General features: G+C 68.0%; 15 protein-coding genes and 1 pseudogene. 6 read left to right on the forward strand and 10 right to left on the reverse strand.

Annotation, left to right across the window (positions count from 1 at the left end; genetic code table 11):
- Window positions 1–175: 175 nt before the first annotated feature.
- A complete protein-coding gene (mbfA, locus tag shn_RS21525) occupies window positions 176–1,159 on the reverse strand; it encodes an iron exporter MbfA (protein ID WP_064332222.1) in 984 nt (327 codons plus the stop codon).
- A gap of 221 nt (window positions 1,160–1,380) precedes the next feature.
- On the opposite strand from mbfA, the gene shn_RS21530 reads away from it, so the two are divergent.
- Window positions 1,381–2,205, forward strand: coding sequence for a YiiX/YebB-like N1pC/P60 family cysteine hydrolase (locus tag shn_RS21530; protein ID WP_245337336.1), 825 nt, complete (start codon window positions 1,381–1,383; stop codon window positions 2,203–2,205).
- 27 nt (window positions 2,206–2,232) lie between these two features.
- Here shn_RS21530 and shn_RS21535 read toward each other — a convergent pair whose 3' ends face one another.
- The 4 genes from shn_RS21535 to shn_RS21550 form a co-directional block, all read right to left on the reverse strand.
- On the reverse strand, window positions 2,233–2,898 hold the full coding sequence (locus shn_RS21535; protein WP_064332223.1) for an OmpA family protein: 666 nt from the start codon (window positions 2,896–2,898) through the stop codon (window positions 2,233–2,235).
- A gap of 74 nt (window positions 2,899–2,972) precedes the next feature.
- The gene (locus shn_RS21540) at window positions 2,973–3,878 is read right to left on the reverse strand and encodes a DMT family transporter (RefSeq protein ID WP_064332224.1); all 906 of its coding nucleotides are present in this window, start codon (window positions 3,876–3,878) and stop codon (window positions 2,973–2,975) included.
- 152 nt (window positions 3,879–4,030) lie between these two features.
- Window positions 4,031–5,056 carry a histone deacetylase family protein gene (locus shn_RS21545; protein ID WP_064332225.1) on the reverse strand — a complete coding sequence of 342 codons (1,026 nt, stop codon included), beginning with the start codon at window positions 5,054–5,056 and terminating at the stop codon, window positions 4,031–4,033.
- Between the two features lie 152 nt (window positions 5,057–5,208).
- Window positions 5,209–5,619 (reverse strand): hypothetical protein, encoded by a 411-nt coding sequence (locus tag shn_RS21550; RefSeq protein ID WP_064332226.1) that lies wholly within the window; start codon window positions 5,617–5,619, stop codon window positions 5,209–5,211.
- Between the two features lie 126 nt (window positions 5,620–5,745).
- Here shn_RS21550 and shn_RS21555 point away from each other — a divergent pair, with 126 nt between their 5' ends.
- A complete protein-coding gene (locus shn_RS21555) occupies window positions 5,746–6,546 on the forward strand; it encodes a helix-turn-helix domain-containing protein (protein WP_064332227.1) in 801 nt (266 codons plus the stop codon).
- Here shn_RS21555 and shn_RS21560 read toward each other — a convergent pair.
- Together shn_RS21560 and shn_RS21565 are read right to left on the reverse strand one after the other, a co-directional pair.
- Complete coding sequence (locus shn_RS21560; RefSeq protein ID WP_064332228.1) at window positions 6,504–6,893, reverse strand: GtrA family protein; 390 nt, start codon at window positions 6,891–6,893, stop codon at window positions 6,504–6,506. The genes shn_RS21555 and shn_RS21560 overlap by 43 nt on opposite strands.
- Before the next feature lie 27 nt (window positions 6,894–6,920).
- Window positions 6,921–7,888: pseudogene (locus shn_RS21565) on the reverse strand (glycosyltransferase); the annotation flags it as partial.
- Window positions 7,889–8,002: 114 nt separating this feature from the next.
- Here shn_RS21565 and shn_RS21570 point away from each other — a divergent pair.
- The 3 genes from shn_RS21570 to shn_RS21580 all read left to right on the forward strand — a co-directional run bounded on the left by shn_RS21570 (window position 8,003) and on the right by shn_RS21580 (window position 12,096).
- Window positions 8,003–9,832: a hypothetical protein gene (locus shn_RS21570; protein ID WP_064332229.1), complete on the forward strand. Its 1,830-nt coding sequence runs from the start codon at window positions 8,003–8,005 to the stop codon at window positions 9,830–9,832.
- A 79-nt stretch (window positions 9,833–9,911) separates the two neighbouring features.
- Complete coding sequence (gene xseA, locus shn_RS21575) at window positions 9,912–11,498, forward strand: exodeoxyribonuclease VII large subunit (RefSeq protein ID WP_064332230.1); 1,587 nt, start codon at window positions 9,912–9,914, stop codon at window positions 11,496–11,498.
- Window positions 11,499–11,505: 7 nt separating this feature from the next.
- Complete coding sequence (locus shn_RS21580) at window positions 11,506–12,096, forward strand: NAD(P)H-dependent oxidoreductase (RefSeq protein WP_064332231.1); 591 nt, start codon at window positions 11,506–11,508, stop codon at window positions 12,094–12,096.
- A 59-nt stretch (window positions 12,097–12,155) separates the two neighbouring features.
- Here the strand turns inward: shn_RS21580 and shn_RS21585 are convergent, their stop codons facing one another.
- Window positions 12,156–12,638, reverse strand: coding sequence for a MarR family winged helix-turn-helix transcriptional regulator (locus shn_RS21585; RefSeq protein ID WP_064332232.1), 483 nt, complete (start codon window positions 12,636–12,638; stop codon window positions 12,156–12,158).
- Window positions 12,639–12,721: 83 nt separating this feature from the next.
- Here shn_RS21585 and shn_RS21590 point away from each other — a divergent pair, with 83 nt between their 5' ends.
- Window positions 12,722–13,636 (forward strand): EamA family transporter, encoded by a 915-nt coding sequence (locus shn_RS21590; RefSeq protein ID WP_064332233.1) that lies wholly within the window; start codon window positions 12,722–12,724, stop codon window positions 13,634–13,636.
- On the opposite strand, the gene shn_RS21595 is transcribed toward shn_RS21590, so the two are convergent.
- Both shn_RS21595 and shn_RS21600 read right to left on the reverse strand, forming a co-directional pair.
- Window positions 13,587–14,375 carry a pyrroline-5-carboxylate reductase gene (locus shn_RS21595; protein ID WP_064332234.1) on the reverse strand — a complete coding sequence of 263 codons (789 nt, stop codon included), beginning with the start codon at window positions 14,373–14,375 and terminating at the stop codon, window positions 13,587–13,589. The genes shn_RS21590 and shn_RS21595 overlap by 50 nt on opposite strands.
- On the reverse strand, window positions 14,372–15,625 hold the full coding sequence (locus shn_RS21600) for an aminopeptidase (RefSeq protein ID WP_064332235.1): 1,254 nt from the start codon (window positions 15,623–15,625) through the stop codon (window positions 14,372–14,374). Before shn_RS21600 ends, shn_RS21595 begins: the two co-directional genes overlap by 4 nt.
- Window positions 15,626–15,639: the final 14 nt, after the last annotated feature.

Raw genomic sequence — 15,639 nt, forward strand, 5'->3', positions numbered from 1 at the left:
TGGATTGAAGATTGGTTAGCAAGACCTTAATTTCCTTGCCGGGAGGTATAGAGGTCGACATGGATTCTGCTGCCAATCTCCTGCCGCTCGCCATCATGGGCGTCGGCGTCTATCTTTTCTTCCGCTGGGTGGTGCGCGACATGAACCGCCCGACAGGCCGGTAGAACTTTTCCCCTTACGCATTGCCGATCAGCACGCCCGCGGCCAGGACGAGGCTGCCGCCGAGCACGACCTGCAGAACGGCGCGGAAGAACGGCGTTTCCATATAGCGGTTCTGGATGAAGGCGATCGCCCAGAGTTCCACGAAGACGACGAAGACGGCGATGGTCGTCGCCAGCATGAAGTTCGGGATGAGATAGGGCAAAGCATGGCCGAGGCCGCCCAAGGCCGTCATGATGCCCGAGGCAAGGCCGCGCTTGACCGGCGAGCCGCGGCCGGAGAGCTTGCCGTCGTCATGCGCCGCTTCGGTGAAGCCCATGGAGATGCCCGCGCCGACCGAGGCCGAGAGGCCGACGAGGAAGGTCTGCCAGGTATCCTGCGTGGCGAAGGCGGCGGCGAAGATCGGCGCGAGCGTCGAGACCGAGCCGTCCATCAGGCCGGCTAGGCCCGGCTGCACGTAGGTCAGCACGAATTGCCGCCGCGCCGTCTGGTCCTCCTCCGCCCTCACGTCGGTGGGCGTGTGCTGCTCGCCGAGCCGGCGGGCGAGCGATTCATGGGATTTTTCCGCCAGCGCCAGGTCGCCGAGCAGTTTTCGCGTGGCCGCGTCCTGCGTGCGCGAGGCGGCGGCGAGATAGAAGCGGTGCGCGGCCTCCTCCATCGCCTCGGCCTGGGCTCGGATCGCCTCGATCGGCATGTTCGCGATCAGCCAGTCCGGCTTGCGCTCCGGGAAATCGCGCACATATTCGCGCCGCACCAGCGGGATGCGGTCGCCGAAGCGCGCCACATGGCGATCGATCAGCATCTGGCGGTGATGGCTCTCCTCCTCCGCCATCTCCTCGAAGATGCGGGCGGAATGCGGATAGGCATCGCGCAGCGCATCGGCATAGGCAAGATAGATGCGCCCGTCATCCTCTTCCGAGGAGATGGCGAGGGCGAGGATTTCCTGTTCGCTGAGGGATTCGAGGCTGCGCTTGCCGGGGCGGAGAAGGCGGGAGAACATCGGCGACAATCCAGTTTAGAATAATTCTAAATATAGGATCGAAGCCGCTCCGGTCAACCTCGACAGGATGTCGCGCGTAAGGCTAGAGTGGCCGAAGCCGGGAGCGATTCCAGCAAAAGTGCGAAGCGGTTTTGCGTCCGGAATTGCGTAAAAACAAACAGATGGAGCGTTTTCGCGATTCGGGGAAAAGCGGAAACGATCCACACTGCGAAGGACGTGACGTGACCGCCGGATTGAAGCCGCTTAACGCAAGCCGCGACACGCTGCTCGATCGCATCGGCCGCCGTTTCGCCGACAAGCTGCAAAGCCAGACCTCCGGCTACGAGCCCTACACGCCCTCCGACCCCGAAACGCTGGCGCGCACGCTGCGGCCCGGCGACGTGCTGCTGGTGGAGGGCAACCAGAAGGTCTCCGCGGCGATCAAGTACCTGACGCAGTCGACATGGTCCCATGCCGCGCTCTTCGTCGGCGACGAGGTGCCGCTGACGCTGGACCAGGCGGCGCTGCCCGCCACGCAGCGCCCGCAGCTCATCGAGGTCAATCTCGGCGAGGGCTGCGTCGCCGTGCCGCTCACCAAGTACCGCACCTACAACACGCGCATCTGCCGTCCGGTCGGGCTGACGCCGGAGGATCGCGACACGCTCATCGCCTTCATGGTCTCGCGCCTCGGCCTGAAATACGATCTGAAGAACATCACGGACATGCTGCGCTACTTCCTGCCGACGCCGCCCGTGCCGGTGCGCTGGCGCCGCCGCCTGATCGCCTTCGGCTCAGGCGATCCGACGCGGGCGATCTGCTCGACGCTGATCGCGGAGGCCTTCGAGACGATCCGCTATCCGATCCTGCCGGACATCACGCGCGCGCCGGGCCATGCGGCGGCGACCTCGACCTATTCGCGCGAGGAGATCCTGCATATCCGCCATCATTCGCTCTATACGCCGCGCGACTTCGATCTCTCGCCCTATTTCGAGATCGTCAAGCCGACCTTGAAATACGGTTTCGACTACAAGCGGCTGGAATGGGCGCCGGGCCGCGAAGGGCCGTGACGGCCCCGCGCGCGACCCCCTGACGGATCAGCCCTGCTTGAGCGGCGAGATGGCGATCTCGACGCGGCGGTTCTGCGCGCGGCCCATTTCCGAGGCGTTGGAGGCGATCGGGCGTTCCAGGCCGTAGCCCATCGCCGACATGCGGCGCGGATCGACGCCGCGGCCGGCCAGATAGTTGGCGACCGAGTTGGCGCGGCGGTTGGAGAGATCCATGTTGTAGCCGGCATTGCCGACCGAATCGGTATGGCCGTCGACGTCGATCAGCGTCTTGTTGAACTTGCGCAAGACGAGCGCGACCGAATCGAGCGTCGGATAGAACGGCGGGATCACCTGGTCCTGGTCGGTGGCGAAGGTGACGTTCGACGGCATGTTGAGGATGATGCGGTCGCCCATGCGCGTGACCGAAACGCCGGTGCCCTGAAGCTGGGCGCGCAGCTCGGCTTCCTGGTTGTCCATGTAGTTGCCGATGGCGCCGCCGGCCAGCGCGCCGACGCCGGCGCCGATCAGCGCGGCATTGCGGCGCTGCACCGGATTGTTGCCGATCAGGAGGCCGGCAACCGCGCCGACGCCCGCGCCGATCGCAGCGCCCCCGGCCGTGTTCGAGACCTTCTGCTCGCCCGTATAGGGATCCGTCGTCGTGCAGGCGGAAAGGTAGGTCGCGGCGAGCGCGACGAGCGCAACTTTCTTGTACATGGAGTGTCCCCGGAAACGTCGATGATTCTGCTTCAACCTAGCGATTGCGGCAGGAACATGAAAGAGGCTCGCTTTCAGGCGGTTTTCCCCTCGCCTTCGCCGTTTGCGCTGGACGTGACACCCGCGCTTGCCGCCACCACCAGCGCCGTGCCGAGCATCTGCAGGGACGTCATCGGCTGGCTGAGCACGAGGAAGCCGGCGAGCGCGCCGAGCGCCGGCTCCAGGCTCATCAGGATACCGAAGGCCGACATCGGCATGCGGCGCAGCGCGGTCATCTCCAGCGCATAGGGCAGGAGCGGCACGAGCACGGCGAGGCCGAGGATCATGCCGAGCCCTTCCGGGTTCAGCGCCTCGGCGGCGCGCGGCAGGCCGAAGGGGGCCGCGACGATGGCCGCGAAGATCAGCGACATGGAGAGCCCTTCGAGCCCCCTGAACGCCGCGCCGGTCTTCTTCATGAGGATGATGTAGGTGCCCCAGCCGATGCCGGCACCGCAGGCAAACAGCATGCCCATGGGATCGCCGACCCAGCCCGCGCCGTCATGCGACAGCAGCACGACGCCGATGAAGGCCGCGCCGGGCCAGATCAACCGCCAGCCCGCGCCGAGCGACCAGGTGGCGACCGCCAGCGGTCCGAGGAATTCGATGGCGACGGCAAGGCCGAGCGGGATGCGGTGGATCGCCGCGAAGAAGCAGAGTGTCATTGCCGCCATGGTGGCGCCGAGCAGCATGGCGCTCTTCCACTGGTCGCGGCTGTAGGAGCGCATCGGCGGACGCACGATCAAGGCCAGGATCGCCGCCGCCATGACGAGGCGCAGGAATGTCGTGGTCGAGGGGCCATAGGCATCGATCGCGGCCGCCGAGAAAGCCGAGCCGAACTGGATGCTCGACATCGAGCCGAAGCATAGCAGGACGCCCGTGAGGAGCCCCGCATTGCCCGAGCCCGAAAGCCCGCCGCCCGTCGCTGTCCGTTGGTCGGCCATGATAAGCCCTCCCGGTGCTCTAGATTCTTGTTTTTACCGCATTATCCGATGCCAAAGCGGCTTCGCTTCGGCTGGAAATGCTCTAGAGGAGGGGGCGTCACGCGGCAAATGGATAATCGTGACGCCTTGCTTCAGGAAAATTGATGCTGGCCTCAGCCGGCAATGCCCTTCAGCGTGTTGGCAACGTTGAGGCCGATCTCCGGCACGCCGTAGCCGCCTTCCATGACGACGAGCACCGGCACGCCGCTGGCTGCGACCGCCCGTCCCATCGTGATGTAGTCCGGCGAGGTCAGCTTGAAGAAGGAGATCGGGTCCTTCTCGAACGTATCGACGCCGAGCGAGAGCACGATGACCTCGGCACCGAAGGCTGAAATGCGCTTCAGGGCATCGGTGAGCGCCGCCTCCCAGACGGAAAAGGGCGTGCCGGGCGGCATCGGATAGTTCTGCGTCGTGCCTTCGCCGGCGCCCTTGCCGGTCTCTTCGGCATAGCCGAGGAAATGCGGGAAGGCTTCGGCCGGATCGCCGTGCAGCGAGGCGAAATAGACGTCGCCGCGCTCGTAGAAAATGTCCTGCGTGCCGTTGCCGTGGTGGAAGTCGACGTCGAGCACGGCGACCTTCTTCGCGCCCTTGTCGAGGAAGCGCTGGGCGGCGACGGCGGCGTTGTTGATGAAGCAGTAGCCGCCGAAACTGTCGATGCCGGCATGGTGGCCCGGCGGACGGCAGAGCGCGAAGGCGGCCTTCGCGCCGTCGGCGACGATGTCGGCCGCGGTCACCGCGCTCTGCATGGCGGAGACGGCCGCTTCCCAGGTGCCGGGCGAGATCGCCGTTTCCGTGGCATTGCAATAATAGCCGAGCAGGCCGTCGATCTGGGTGGGGATGCGCGGCGAGGTGCGGCGCACGGGGAACGAGGTGGCGATGGCCTCGCCCCTGTAGCCGGCGGCCTTCCATTTTTCCCAGGCCCCTTCCAGGAAGGAAAGGTAGCCGGCGTCATGCACCTTCAGCGCGGTCTCGAGCCCGTGGCGTTCCGGCGCGGAAACGTCGGTGAAGCCGGCATCCTTGACCGCCGCCAGGATCCATTCCGCCCGGAACGGCGCCTCGAAGGGCGGCACCAGCTCGCCGCCGTAAAGCTCGCTGCGAGCGTTCCTGAGCTTGTGGTCCTCGGAAAAGATAACGCGCATGAAAGGCTCCCCGTGTTCAATCGGGCGTGACGGTAGTGCATTTTCCGGGCAAGGGGAATCTCCCCCAGGTGATAGATGGCGCGTTGCGCGGGGGCTGGAACGGCAGCGCCCCCGCTTTCGGCGGGGGCGAGGGGGATGGGGCATCGGTGCGGTCAGGCAAGCGCGGCGCGCTGCTGCCGGCCAAGGCCGATCTGCTTGAGGAGCATGATGTCGGCGACCGCCACGGCGGCGAGCGCGATGAGGCCCATGCCGGCGAAGGTCAGCCCGCCGCTGGCGAAGACGAGGACGGCGAGGCTGCCGATGAGCCAGGCCGTATCGCCGGCGATGGCGATCCGGACGGCGGCGGGCGAGGGCCGCACCTGCCGGCCGACGGCGACGTGGAAGACGCCCCAGACGACGAAGAAGGCGGCGAAGCCGTGGAGGACGGCCGGCGTCGCATGCGGGCCGACGATGGCGCCGACCGGGCCCGGCAGGGTGAAGAGGACGGCGGCCACGGCGAGCGAGAAGACGCCGTCGAAGAGCATGATGGATTTCAGCAGGTTGCGGTTGAGGGTAGCGAACATTTCGGGCTCCTTTCGTTTCGATGCAGCGATCCTGCCGGGGCCGGCGGCGTAAACCAATTACCTTGGAGGTAATGGAAATCATGCCGCGCTTCCTGTTGAGTGCGGATAACGAAAAGGGAGGACCGCATGGAATTCGGCGAGCATCTCAAGGAATGGCGCAGCCACCGGCGCATGAGCCAGCTTGAGCTGGCAAGCGAGGCCGGCATTTCCGCCCGCCATCTCTCCTTCCTCGAAACCGGCCGTTCGCGTCCCTCGGAAGGCATGATCCTTCGCCTCTCCGCCGTGCTCGACATCCCCGCGCGCGACCAGGGCATGCTGTTTTCCGCGGCCGGCTTCCGCCCGCGCTTCGCGACGGCGCCGGCCGCCAGCCTTGCCGCCTTTCCGCCGGCCGTGGCGGAGGCGATCGGCCTCATCCTCGCGCGGCACGATCCCTATCCGGGCGTCGTCTTCGACCATGAATACAACGTGCTCACCGCCAACCAGGCCTTTCTCGGCCTTGCCGGCATGGCGGGCATCGCGGTTGCGCCGGGCGACAATTTCCTCGATGCCTATCTCGGCCCGACACCGCTGCGCTCGATCGTCGTCAACTGGGCGCAATCGGCGGCCGACCTCGTGCACCGCATCCGCGCCGAGGCCTGGCTGCAGGGCCCGCGCAGCCCGCTTTCGAAGCGCATCGAAAGGCTGGCCGCCGCCGCGGACATCCAGGCCGCTCTGGAGGCCTTTCCGGAGACGGATCGGCTGCCGATCCTGCCGATCGAGATGAAGATCGGGGCAAAGCGCTTCAACTGGATCACCACGCTCACCTCCTTCGGCTCGGCGCAGGACGCGCTGGTGCAGGGCGTGCTGATCGAGAGCTTCTTCCCGGCGGATGCCGGGACGCGCGCTCACTTCGAAGGCGAGGAGGGGCCGAAGACGAAGCGGGAATAGCCGAGGAAGGACCAGAGCATCGCGATGGCCGAGGCGATGGCGAGCGCGAAGACCGGCCAGAGCGCCGGGAAGGCGAGGACGATCGCCGAATAGACCGCATAGTTGATGAGCGCGGCGCCGATCCCGACGCCGCCATAGCGCGCGCCCTCCGCCGCAAGGCTGCGGTCGCTGCGGCCGAAGGTGAAGGTGCGATTCAGCCAGAAGGTGAAGAGCATGGCCGCCGCGATGGCGCCGATCCGCGCGACGAGCGGGCCGAGCGGGGTCGTGTGAAGGAGAAGCGCAAGCACGCCGGCATCGACGAGGAAGCCGGCGCCGCCGGCGACCGCGAAGAGCAGCAGGCGCTTCATGCGGCGCGCGAGGGCACCGCCGCCTTGTCCGAGGCGCGCGTGCGGTGCCGGTAGCCGGTATGGCCGGCGGACTGGTTCATGTAGTGGATGCGCAGCTGCTCGGCTCTGGCGCGTGCCAGGGAATCGAGGATGAGGCCGGCGGAGAAGACGAGGAACGAGATCATCATCAGGGCGAGCGAGAAGACCCAGGTCGGCATGCGCTCGACGAGGCCGGTGTGGAAATAGGCCGCCAGGACCGGCGCCATGAAGGTGAGGCTCGCCGCCATGAAGAGGCTGCTGATCGTGCCGAAGAACACGAAGGGCCGCGTCTCCTTCATCAGCATGGCGAACATCCAGAGGATCTTCGCGCCGTCCCCGAAGGTCGAGAGCTTCGAATGCGAGCCCTCCGGCCGGCGGCCGTAGTCGAGCTCCAGTTCGGCGATCGGCATGCGCAGCCGCGAGGCGTGCACTGACATTTCCGTCTCGATCTCGAAGCCGCCGGAAACGGCCGGGAAGCTCTTGGCGAACCGGCGCGAGAAGGCGCGGTAGCCGGAGAAGATGTCGGAGAAATCGTTGCCGAACAGCGAGCGGAAGAGGGTGTTGAAGATGCGGTTGCCGAAGGCGTGGCCCTGCCGGCCGGCATCGGCCCGCACGCCGCGGCGCGTGCCGACCACCATGTCGGCGCCCTCGGTGATCAGCGTGCGGATGAGTTCGGCCGCGTCGGAGGCGGCATAGGTGCCGTCGCCGTCGGCCATGATGTAGATGTCGGCCTCGATGTCGGAGAACATGCGGCGCACCACATTGCCCTTGCCCTGGCGGCGCTCGCGCACGACGGTCGCGCCGGCCAGCGCCGCGCGCAGCGCGGTCGAATCGGTGGAGTTGTTGTCGTAGACATAGATACGGGCGGACGGCAGCGCGGCGCGAAAGCCGGTGACGACGTCGCCGATCGTCTGCGCCTCGTTGTAGCAGGGCAGCAGCACGGCGATCTCAAGGTCTTCCATCAAGGCGTCCGTCATGGCGGCGCGTTCTCCCGGTACGGGCCTCCTCATGCGACCCACGGTTTTACTATTTCTTGAGAAGGTTAAGGCTAGGTTTCGGCTGGCTTCCAATGATGGACGAAGGGGCGAAACGTGTCGAAATCCATGCCTGTGGCCCTGTCGTTCGCGACCGGGGAGGTGCCTGCCGGGCGCTGCGGGATGACCTGGCGCGTGCTCGCCCTCTACAGCCTCCTGACGATCGCGCTGCTGCTCGCCCTGTCGCTGCCCTTTGCGACCGACTATGTCGGGGTCGACAATGACGACAGGATGCGCCTCGTCGTGGTGCGCGACCTCCTGGCCGGGCAGAGCTGGTTCGACACGACCCAGTATCGCCTCGGCCTTGCCGGCGGCACGTTCATGCACTGGTCGCGCTTCATCGACCTGCCGATCGCCAACCTGATCAGCTTCTTCTCGCTCTTCGCCGGGCAGCGGCAGGCCGAGGCCCTGGCGCTTGCCGTCTGGCCGTCGTTCCTCGTCGTGCCGGTGCTTTTCGGTGCGGGGCTTGCCGGCTACCGGCTCGGCGGCACCATGGCGATGCATGCGACGCTGGTCCTGACCGTCATTCTCATTCTCTCGCTGAACCGCTTCCAGCCCGGCTCGATCGACCATCACAATGTCCAGATCGCCCTGGTCGCCGGCATTGCGGCGATGCTGCTCTCCCCCGCCATGCGGGCGCGCGACCATGCCGTCGCCGGTATGCTCGCCGGCTTCGCCATTGCCATCGGTGCGGAAACGACGCCGCTGATCGGCGCCGTCTGCCTTGTCGTCGCCCTGCGCTGGGCCTGGCATGGCCGCGCCTTCCGCGATGCGGCCACCGCCTACGGTCTCGCGCTCGCCGTGACGGTGACCGCCGCCTTCTTCTCCACCGTCGCGCCGTCCCGCTATGCGCAGGTGACCTGCGACAGCCTCTCCTACGGTTTCTACGCATTGGCGACACTCGGCGGCGGCACGCTGTTCCTCACGGCCGCGCTGGCGAGCGCCTGGTCGTTCCGCGGCCGGCTGGCCGCCCTTGCGGGTGCCGGGGGCATCGTCGCCGTCGCGGTGCTCCTGATTGCGCCCGGATGCCTCGCCAACCCGCTCGCCACGCTCGATCCGCTGCTGAAGACCTTCTGGCTCGACATGGTCATCGAGGCCCAGTCGGCGATCGCCCAGTTCCGTCTCGACCCCGCGTCGATCGGCAGTTTCTACGCCACGGGCCTTCTCGCCATCATCGTCTGCGCCAGGAGCGTCCATCGCCGCGAGGCCGCCGAGGCGCACCTGATCCTGCTTGCGCTGCTGGTCGTCGCCTTTGCCGTCTCGCTCATCCAGATCCGCGGCTCGATCTTCGTCTATGTGCTCGCCGCCATTGCGCTCGGCCGGATGATCGCCGGCCTGCGCGCGGCCGCCAATGCCGAGCCGAAGAACCTGAAGCTGGGCCTGGTCTTCGCCGGCCTGACGCTTGCCTCGACGCCTGCCACCTGGGCGCTTGCCGGCGCCCTCGTGCCCGGCCATTCGGGCACCGTGCTGCGCGCCGAGCTTGCCGGCGGGGCAAAGCTGCCCGCCTGCACCGACGAAGCCGTGCTGGCGCCGCTTGCCCGCGAGCCGGCCGGCGTGGTGGCCGCCGTTTCGGACCTCGGCACGTCGATCCTGCGCTTCAGCGACCACCGCGTGCTCTCGGCGCCCTATCACCGCAACCAGGGCGGCATGCTGACGCAACTGCATATCGGCCTGTCCAATCCCCGCCAGGCCGAGGCGTTCCTGCGCGGTGCCGGCGTGACGCTGCTCGCCTTCTGCCCGGGCAATACCGAAACGCAGCTTCTTGCCGATGCGGAGCCGGAAGGGCTCTATGCGGGCCTCCTGAAGGGCGACGTGCCGGCCTATCTCGAACCGGTCGACGATGCGCAAGGGGGCGTGCTGCGCCTCTACCGGGTGAAGCCGGAATAGGCAAAAAACCGCATAGCGGGCTGGGGATGCCGGCGGCGGCACCCTGTCATCCGCCGGCAAACGCACTACACTTTGCCGCATGAGCTTTTTCCCCGAGACTGATTCGCCCAGCAATCTTGCCGAATATTCGGTGTCGGAGCTTTCCGGCTCCATCAAGCGCACGGTCGAGCAGGCCTTCGACCAGGTGCGCGTGCGCGGCGAGATCTCCGGCTATCGCGGCCCGCATTCCTCGGGCCATGCCTATTTCTCGCTGAAGGACGATCGCGCGCGCATCGACGCGGTGATCTGGAAGGGCAGCTTCTCGCGCCTGCGCTTCAAGCCGGAGGAGGGCATGGAGGTGATCGCGACGGGCAAGATCACCACCTTCCCCGGCTCCTCGAAATACCAGATCGTCATCGAGGCGCTGGAGCCGGCCGGCGCCGGCGCGCTGATGGCGCTGCTCGAGGAGCGCCGCCGCAAGCTCGCCGCCGAAGGCCTCTTCGATGCCGGGCGCAAGAGGCCGCTGCCGTTCCTGCCGAAGGTGATCGGCGTCGTCACCTCGCCGACGGGCGCCGTCATCCGTGACATCCTGCACCGCATCGCCGACCGCTTCCCGGTCCATGTCGTCGTCTGGCCGGTCAAGGTCCAGGGCGAAGGCTCGGGGCAGGAGGTCGCCGCGGCCATCGAGGGCTTCAACGCTTTTGCGTCCGGCGGGCCGGTGCCGCGGCCGGACGTGCTGATCGTCGCGCGCGGCGGCGGCAGCCTGGAGGACCTCTGGAGCTTCAACGACGAGATCGTCGTGCGCGCCGCGGCCGCCTCGACGATCCCGCTCATTTCCGCCGTCGGCCACGAGACGGACTGGACGCTGATCGACCACGCCGCCGACCGCCGTGCGCCGACGCCGACGGGGGCTGCCGAAATGGCGGTGCCGGTGAAGGCCGATCTCGATGCGGAACTCGCCTCGCTCACCGCGCGCCTGCGCGGCGCCACGGCGCGCCAGATGGACAGCCGCCGGCAGGGCGTTCGCGCGCTCGCCCGGGCGCTGCCCTCGCTCGACCAGCTCCTCGCGCTGCCGCGCCGCCGGTTCGACGAGGCGGCGGCGGGCCTTGGCCGCGGCCTGCAGATGAACACGGCGGGCAAGCGCCGCGCCTTCGAGCGCACGGCGGCGCATCTGCGGCCCGACATGCTGCTCACCCGCATCGCCGAGCGCCGCCAGCGCGTCGCCGACCGCCTGCAGCGCGCCGAGCGCATCGTCGAGCGCCGGCTCGACCAGCTCCGCGCGCGCCTTGCCGCCTTCGATGTCTCGCTGCGCGCAACGCCCGCCCGCATCGCCGCGCAGACCGGCCGGGCGCGCGACCGCCTGTCGGGCCTTGCGCTGCGCGCCGAAAGCGCGCTCGCCGGCGATCTCGCCCGCCGCCGCGCCCTCCTGCAGGCGCAGGACCGCATGCTGCAATCGCTCTCCTACCGCAACGTGCTGAAGCGCGGCTACGCGCTGGTGCGCGACGAGGAAGGCGCGCCGGTGAAGGGCGCCGTCGGCCTCGGCCCCGGCCGCGCCATCGCCATCGAGTTCGCCGACGGCACGATCGACGCCGTCACCGGGGCGGGCGGCGGCACGCCGCCGCGCAGGAAGGCGGGGAAGGGCGAGGCGGAGGAGAAGCCCGCGCCCCGCCAGGGCTCGCTGTTCTGAGGCCGGCATGCGCATCCTGCTCGTGCTCGCCCATCCGCTGGAGGAAAGTTTCGCCGCAAGCGTCGCCGACACGGTGCGGCGGCGGCTGGAGGCGAACGGCCATGCGGTCGATCTGCTCGACCTCTACCGCGAGGGCTTCGACCCGCGCCTGACGCCGTCCGAACGCGCCCGCTACTTCGAACCGGGCTACGACCCGTCCGACGCCGAACCCTTCGTCTCCCGCCTGAAGGAGGCGGAGGGGCTGGTGCTCGTCTTTCCGCAATGGTGGTTCAACTTCCCGGCCATCCTGAAGGGCTTCTTCGACCGGGTGTTCGCGCCCGGCGTCGCCTTCGAGAACGATCCGGCCGGCGGGCGCATCCAGCCGCGGCTCGGCAATATCCGCCTCTTCTGGGCCTTCACCACGACCGGTTCGCCCTGGTGGGTGGTGCATCTCTACATGGGCAATCCGGTGAAGCGGCTCCTGAAGCGCGGCATCGCCGCCTTCTGCGCCAAGGGCCTCGATTTCAGAATGGTGAGCCTGCACGACATGGACCGCGCGAGCGAGGAAAAACGCAAGGCGCATCTTGCGCGGGTCGAGCGGCTCGTCGGCCGCATCTGACCGGGAGCAATTCCAGCAAAGGTGCGAAGCGGTCCTGCGTCGAGAAAAGCGGATATGCGCTATTCGAACGCGGCGAGGAACTTTCGCAACAGGCCGTCCAGCGCCGCGCGCTCGTCCGTGCCGAGCGCCTCCAGCAGGCGATGCTGGTTCTCCACATGGGTCGTCACCGCCGCATCGACCAGCGCAAAGCCCTTCGGCGTCAGCGCGATGATGACGCTGCGCCGGTCCTCGGGATTGTGCGCGCGTTCGATGAGGCCCGCCTTTTCGAGCTGGTCGAGCCGGTTGGTCATCGTGCCCGAGCTGACCATGGTGGTGGCGAGCAGGTCGCCCGGCGAAAGCCGATAGGGCGGGCCGGCGCGGCGCAGGGTCGCCAGCACGTCGAAGCTGGCGGAATTCAGCCCGTGCGCCGCCAGCGCCTTCTCGATTTCCCGGGCAAGATGGGTGCGCAGCCGCGCGAGGCGGCCGAGCAGGCCCATCGGCTCGACGTCGAGGTCCGGCCGTTCCTGCTTCCACTGCGCGAGAATTCTGTCGACGTGATCCATGGGCGGACTTAACGGCGCCATTGTCTTGACGTCAAGATAAAATGATATATCTTGAAGTCAAGATTCTTTGTTTGGAGATAATCATGTCCCGCGCCTCCGACATCCTGCTCACCGCGAGCGCCCCGGCCATCTGGGGCAGCACCTACATCGTCACCACCGAGTTCCTGCCGGCCGGCTATCCGCTCACCGTCGCCATGCTGCGCGCGCTGCCGGCGGGGCTTCTGCTGCTTCTCCTCGTCCGGCGCCTGCCCCAGGGCATCTGGTGGCCGCGGACCGTCCTGCTCGGCGCGCTGAACTTCTCGTTCTTCTGGGCGATGCTGTTCGTCTCGGCCTATCGCCTGCCGGGCGGCGTCGCCGCGACGGTCGGCGCCATCCAGCCGCTGATCGTGCTCGGGCTCTCCCGCGCCGTCATCGGCACGGCGGTGCGGCCGCTCGCCGTCTTCGCCGGCCTTGCCGGCATCGGCGGGGTGGCGCTGCTGGTGCTGACGCCGTCGGCGGCCCTGGATCCGGTCGGTATCGCCGCGGGCCTTGCCGGCGCGGTCGCCATGGCCTTCGGCACGGTGCTGTCGCACCATTGGAAGCCGCCGGTGCCGCCGCTCACCTTCACCGCCTGGCAGCTCACCGCGGGCGGCCTGCTGCTGGTGCCGGTGGCGCTCTGGTTCGAGCCGGCTCTGCCGGCGCCGACGGCGGAAAACCTGCTCGGTTTCCTCTATCTCGGCCTGATCGGCGCGGCGCTCACCTATATCGTCTGGTTCCGCGGCCTGGCGCGGCTCGACCCGGCGACGATCGCGCCGCTCGGCTTCCTGAGCCCGCTCGTCGCCGTCGTGCTCGGCTGGGTGCTGCTCGGGCAGGATCTCGGCCTCTTGCAGGTCGCCGGCATGGTGGTGGTGCTTGGAAGCGTCTGGCTCAGCCAGCGGGCCCAGGCCGCCCGCCCTGCGCCGGCCGGGATCAGTCCGCGCCGTCCTGCGCCCGCCGGCGCGCAGCCGTCAGCCCGCTGAAGACGGCATGGGCGAGATCGGCGTCGATCATCGCGGAAAGGCCGGCCGCCGTGGTGCCATGGTACTCCATGAACAGTTCCACGATATCGGCCGGCGTGTCGCTGACGCTCGCCATCTGCGTGGCGGCGCCGAGGAAGAGCTGGCGCACCGCAAGGACCGCCGTCTCCGGGCCGATGCCCGCTTCGATCGCATGGCGGATCATCGCATCCGCCATCAGCGCCGGAAAGGCCGCACCCGATCCTGTGAGCGCGGTGAAATAGTCGAGCTCCTGCTCGTCGGTGATGAAATGCGGCCGGCCCGAGGCGGCAAAGAAGCGCCGCGCGAAGTCCATTTCCGCTTCGCGCACGTCGTCGGTCATGCACCAGGGCGTGAAGGAGAGGCGCTGCTCGGCGCAGGCATTCGGCATCGCCCGCACGATGCGCCGGGCGCCGAACCGGTCGCCGATTTCCTCCACCGTCACCCCCGCCATGACGGAGATGACGAAGCGCCCGCGCAGGTCGACGTCGATCTCGTCGAGATCGCCGGGGCGGACGGACAGGACGACAGTGTCGCAGGCGTCGACGAGGATCGCATTGTCCGTCGTCATGTGCACGCCCGGCCAGGCCTCGAAGCCTGAAATATTGCCCGAGCGCGAGGAGAGCACGAGGTCGGCCGGCATGACGAGGCGGTCGGCCAGCACCGGCCGGAGCAGGGCCCCGGCCAGCCATCCGCCGCCACCGATCACGCCGAGATGGCTCATGCCCACTCGCCGGCGCGCATGACGGGCGCGCGGCTGCCGTCGGCGCGCACGCCGTCTATGTCCACCTTGTCCGAGCCGATCATCCAGTCGATATGGATGAGGCTTTCATTGCCGCCCTGCGCGCGGATCTGATCCGGCGTCAGGCTCGCGCCGTTAAGGAAGCATTTCGAATAGCACTGGCCGAGCGCGATATGGCAGGAGGCGTTCTCGTCGAACAGCGTGTTGTAGAAGAGGATGCCGCTCGCCGAGATCGGTGAGGAATGCGGCACGAGGGCCACCTCGCCGAGCCGGCGCGCGCCTTCGTCGGTGTCCAGCACCTTGTTCAGCACCGCCTCGCCCTTCGATGCCTTCGCCTCGACGATCCGGCCGCTCTCGAACCGCACCTGGATATCGTCGATCAGCATGCCCTGGTGGGAGAGCGGCTTGGTGGAGGAGACATGGCCCTCGACGCGCAGGGCATGCGGCGTGGTGAAGACCTCTTCCGTCGGGATGTTCGGGTTGCAGGTGATGCCGTTCTTGGCCGTCGAGGCGCCGCCGTGCCATTCGTGGCCGTCCGCCAGCCCCACGGTGAGGTCCGTGCCCGGCCCCTTGAAGTGCAGCGCGGAAAAACGCTCGCCGTTCAGCCAGGCCGAGCGTTTGGCAAGGCCGGCATTGTGCGCCGCCCAGGCGGCGACGGGATCGGCGACATCGACGCGCGAGGCGGCGAAGATGGCGTTGGCGAGCTTTTCGACCGCCACGTCTTCCGGGTCGTTCGGGAACACCTGCCGCGCCCAGGACGGGTTCGGATAGGAGACGATGTTCCAGTTGATGTCGAAATTGGCGATCTTCTCCAGCGCCGGCTTGTAGGCCGTGGAATTCGCCTTGTTGGCGCGGGCGACCTTGGCCGGGTCTTCATTGGAGAGCAGCATCGGGTTGTCGCCGGCAATGGCAAGGCGCGCGGCGCCGTTGGCATAGGCCTTGGCCATGCCCTCGTAGAGCCAGTCGCTGGCCCGGTCGAAGCTTTCGTCCGGCGCATGGTGGTAGCGGGCGAGCGTCGCCTCCTCGTCGGCATAGAAGGTGCTGACGAGGCCGGCGCCGGCCTTGTAGGCGTGCTTGGTGATGAGGCGGGCGAGCGGCAGGGCGGCGATGGGCGCCGTCATCACGAGATCCTGCCCCTTCTGGAGCTGAAGGCCGACGCGCACGGCGACTTCGGCGAGCTTGTCGAGCTTTTGCGGATCGACGGCGGGGGCGGAATTGGCGGGATAGGTCATGGCATGCCTGTCTG

This window comes from Shinella sp. HZN7 (assembly GCF_001652565.1).
GTDB classification, from domain to species: Bacteria; Pseudomonadota; Alphaproteobacteria; order Rhizobiales; family Rhizobiaceae; genus Shinella; species Shinella granuli.

Excerpts from the sequence above, each read along its gene's own strand:
- shn_RS21600 (WP_064332235.1), bottom strand. The coding sequence starts at position 15,625 with ATGACCTATCCCGCCAATTCCGCCCCCGCCGTCGATCCGCAAAAGCTC.
- shn_RS21585 (WP_064332232.1), bottom strand. The coding sequence starts at position 12,638 with ATGGATCACGTCGACAGAATTCTCGCGCAGTGGAAGCAGGAACGGCCG.
- shn_RS21545 (WP_064332225.1), bottom strand. The coding sequence starts at position 5,056 with ATGCGCGTTATCTTTTCCGAGGACCACAAGCTCAGGAACGCTCGCAGC.
- shn_RS21590 (WP_064332233.1), top strand. The coding sequence starts at position 12,722 with ATGTCCCGCGCCTCCGACATCCTGCTCACCGCGAGCGCCCCGGCCATC.
- shn_RS21550 (WP_064332226.1), bottom strand. The coding sequence starts at position 5,619 with ATGTTCGCTACCCTCAACCGCAACCTGCTGAAATCCATCATGCTCTTC.
- shn_RS21595 (WP_064332234.1), bottom strand. The coding sequence starts at position 14,375 with ATGAGCCATCTCGGCGTGATCGGTGGCGGCGGATGGCTGGCCGGGGCC.
- shn_RS21540 (WP_064332224.1), bottom strand. The coding sequence starts at position 3,878 with ATGGCCGACCAACGGACAGCGACGGGCGGCGGGCTTTCGGGCTCGGGC.
- shn_RS21555 (WP_064332227.1), top strand. The coding sequence starts at position 5,746 with ATGGAATTCGGCGAGCATCTCAAGGAATGGCGCAGCCACCGGCGCATG.
- shn_RS21535 (WP_064332223.1), bottom strand. The coding sequence starts at position 2,898 with ATGTACAAGAAAGTTGCGCTCGTCGCGCTCGCCGCGACCTACCTTTCC.
- mbfA (WP_064332222.1), bottom strand. The coding sequence starts at position 1,159 with ATGTTCTCCCGCCTTCTCCGCCCCGGCAAGCGCAGCCTCGAATCCCTC.
- shn_RS21560 (WP_064332228.1), bottom strand. The coding sequence starts at position 6,893 with ATGAAGCGCCTGCTGCTCTTCGCGGTCGCCGGCGGCGCCGGCTTCCTC.
- shn_RS21580 (WP_064332231.1), top strand. The coding sequence starts at position 11,506 with ATGCGCATCCTGCTCGTGCTCGCCCATCCGCTGGAGGAAAGTTTCGCC.
- xseA (WP_064332230.1), top strand. The coding sequence starts at position 9,912 with ATGAGCTTTTTCCCCGAGACTGATTCGCCCAGCAATCTTGCCGAATAT.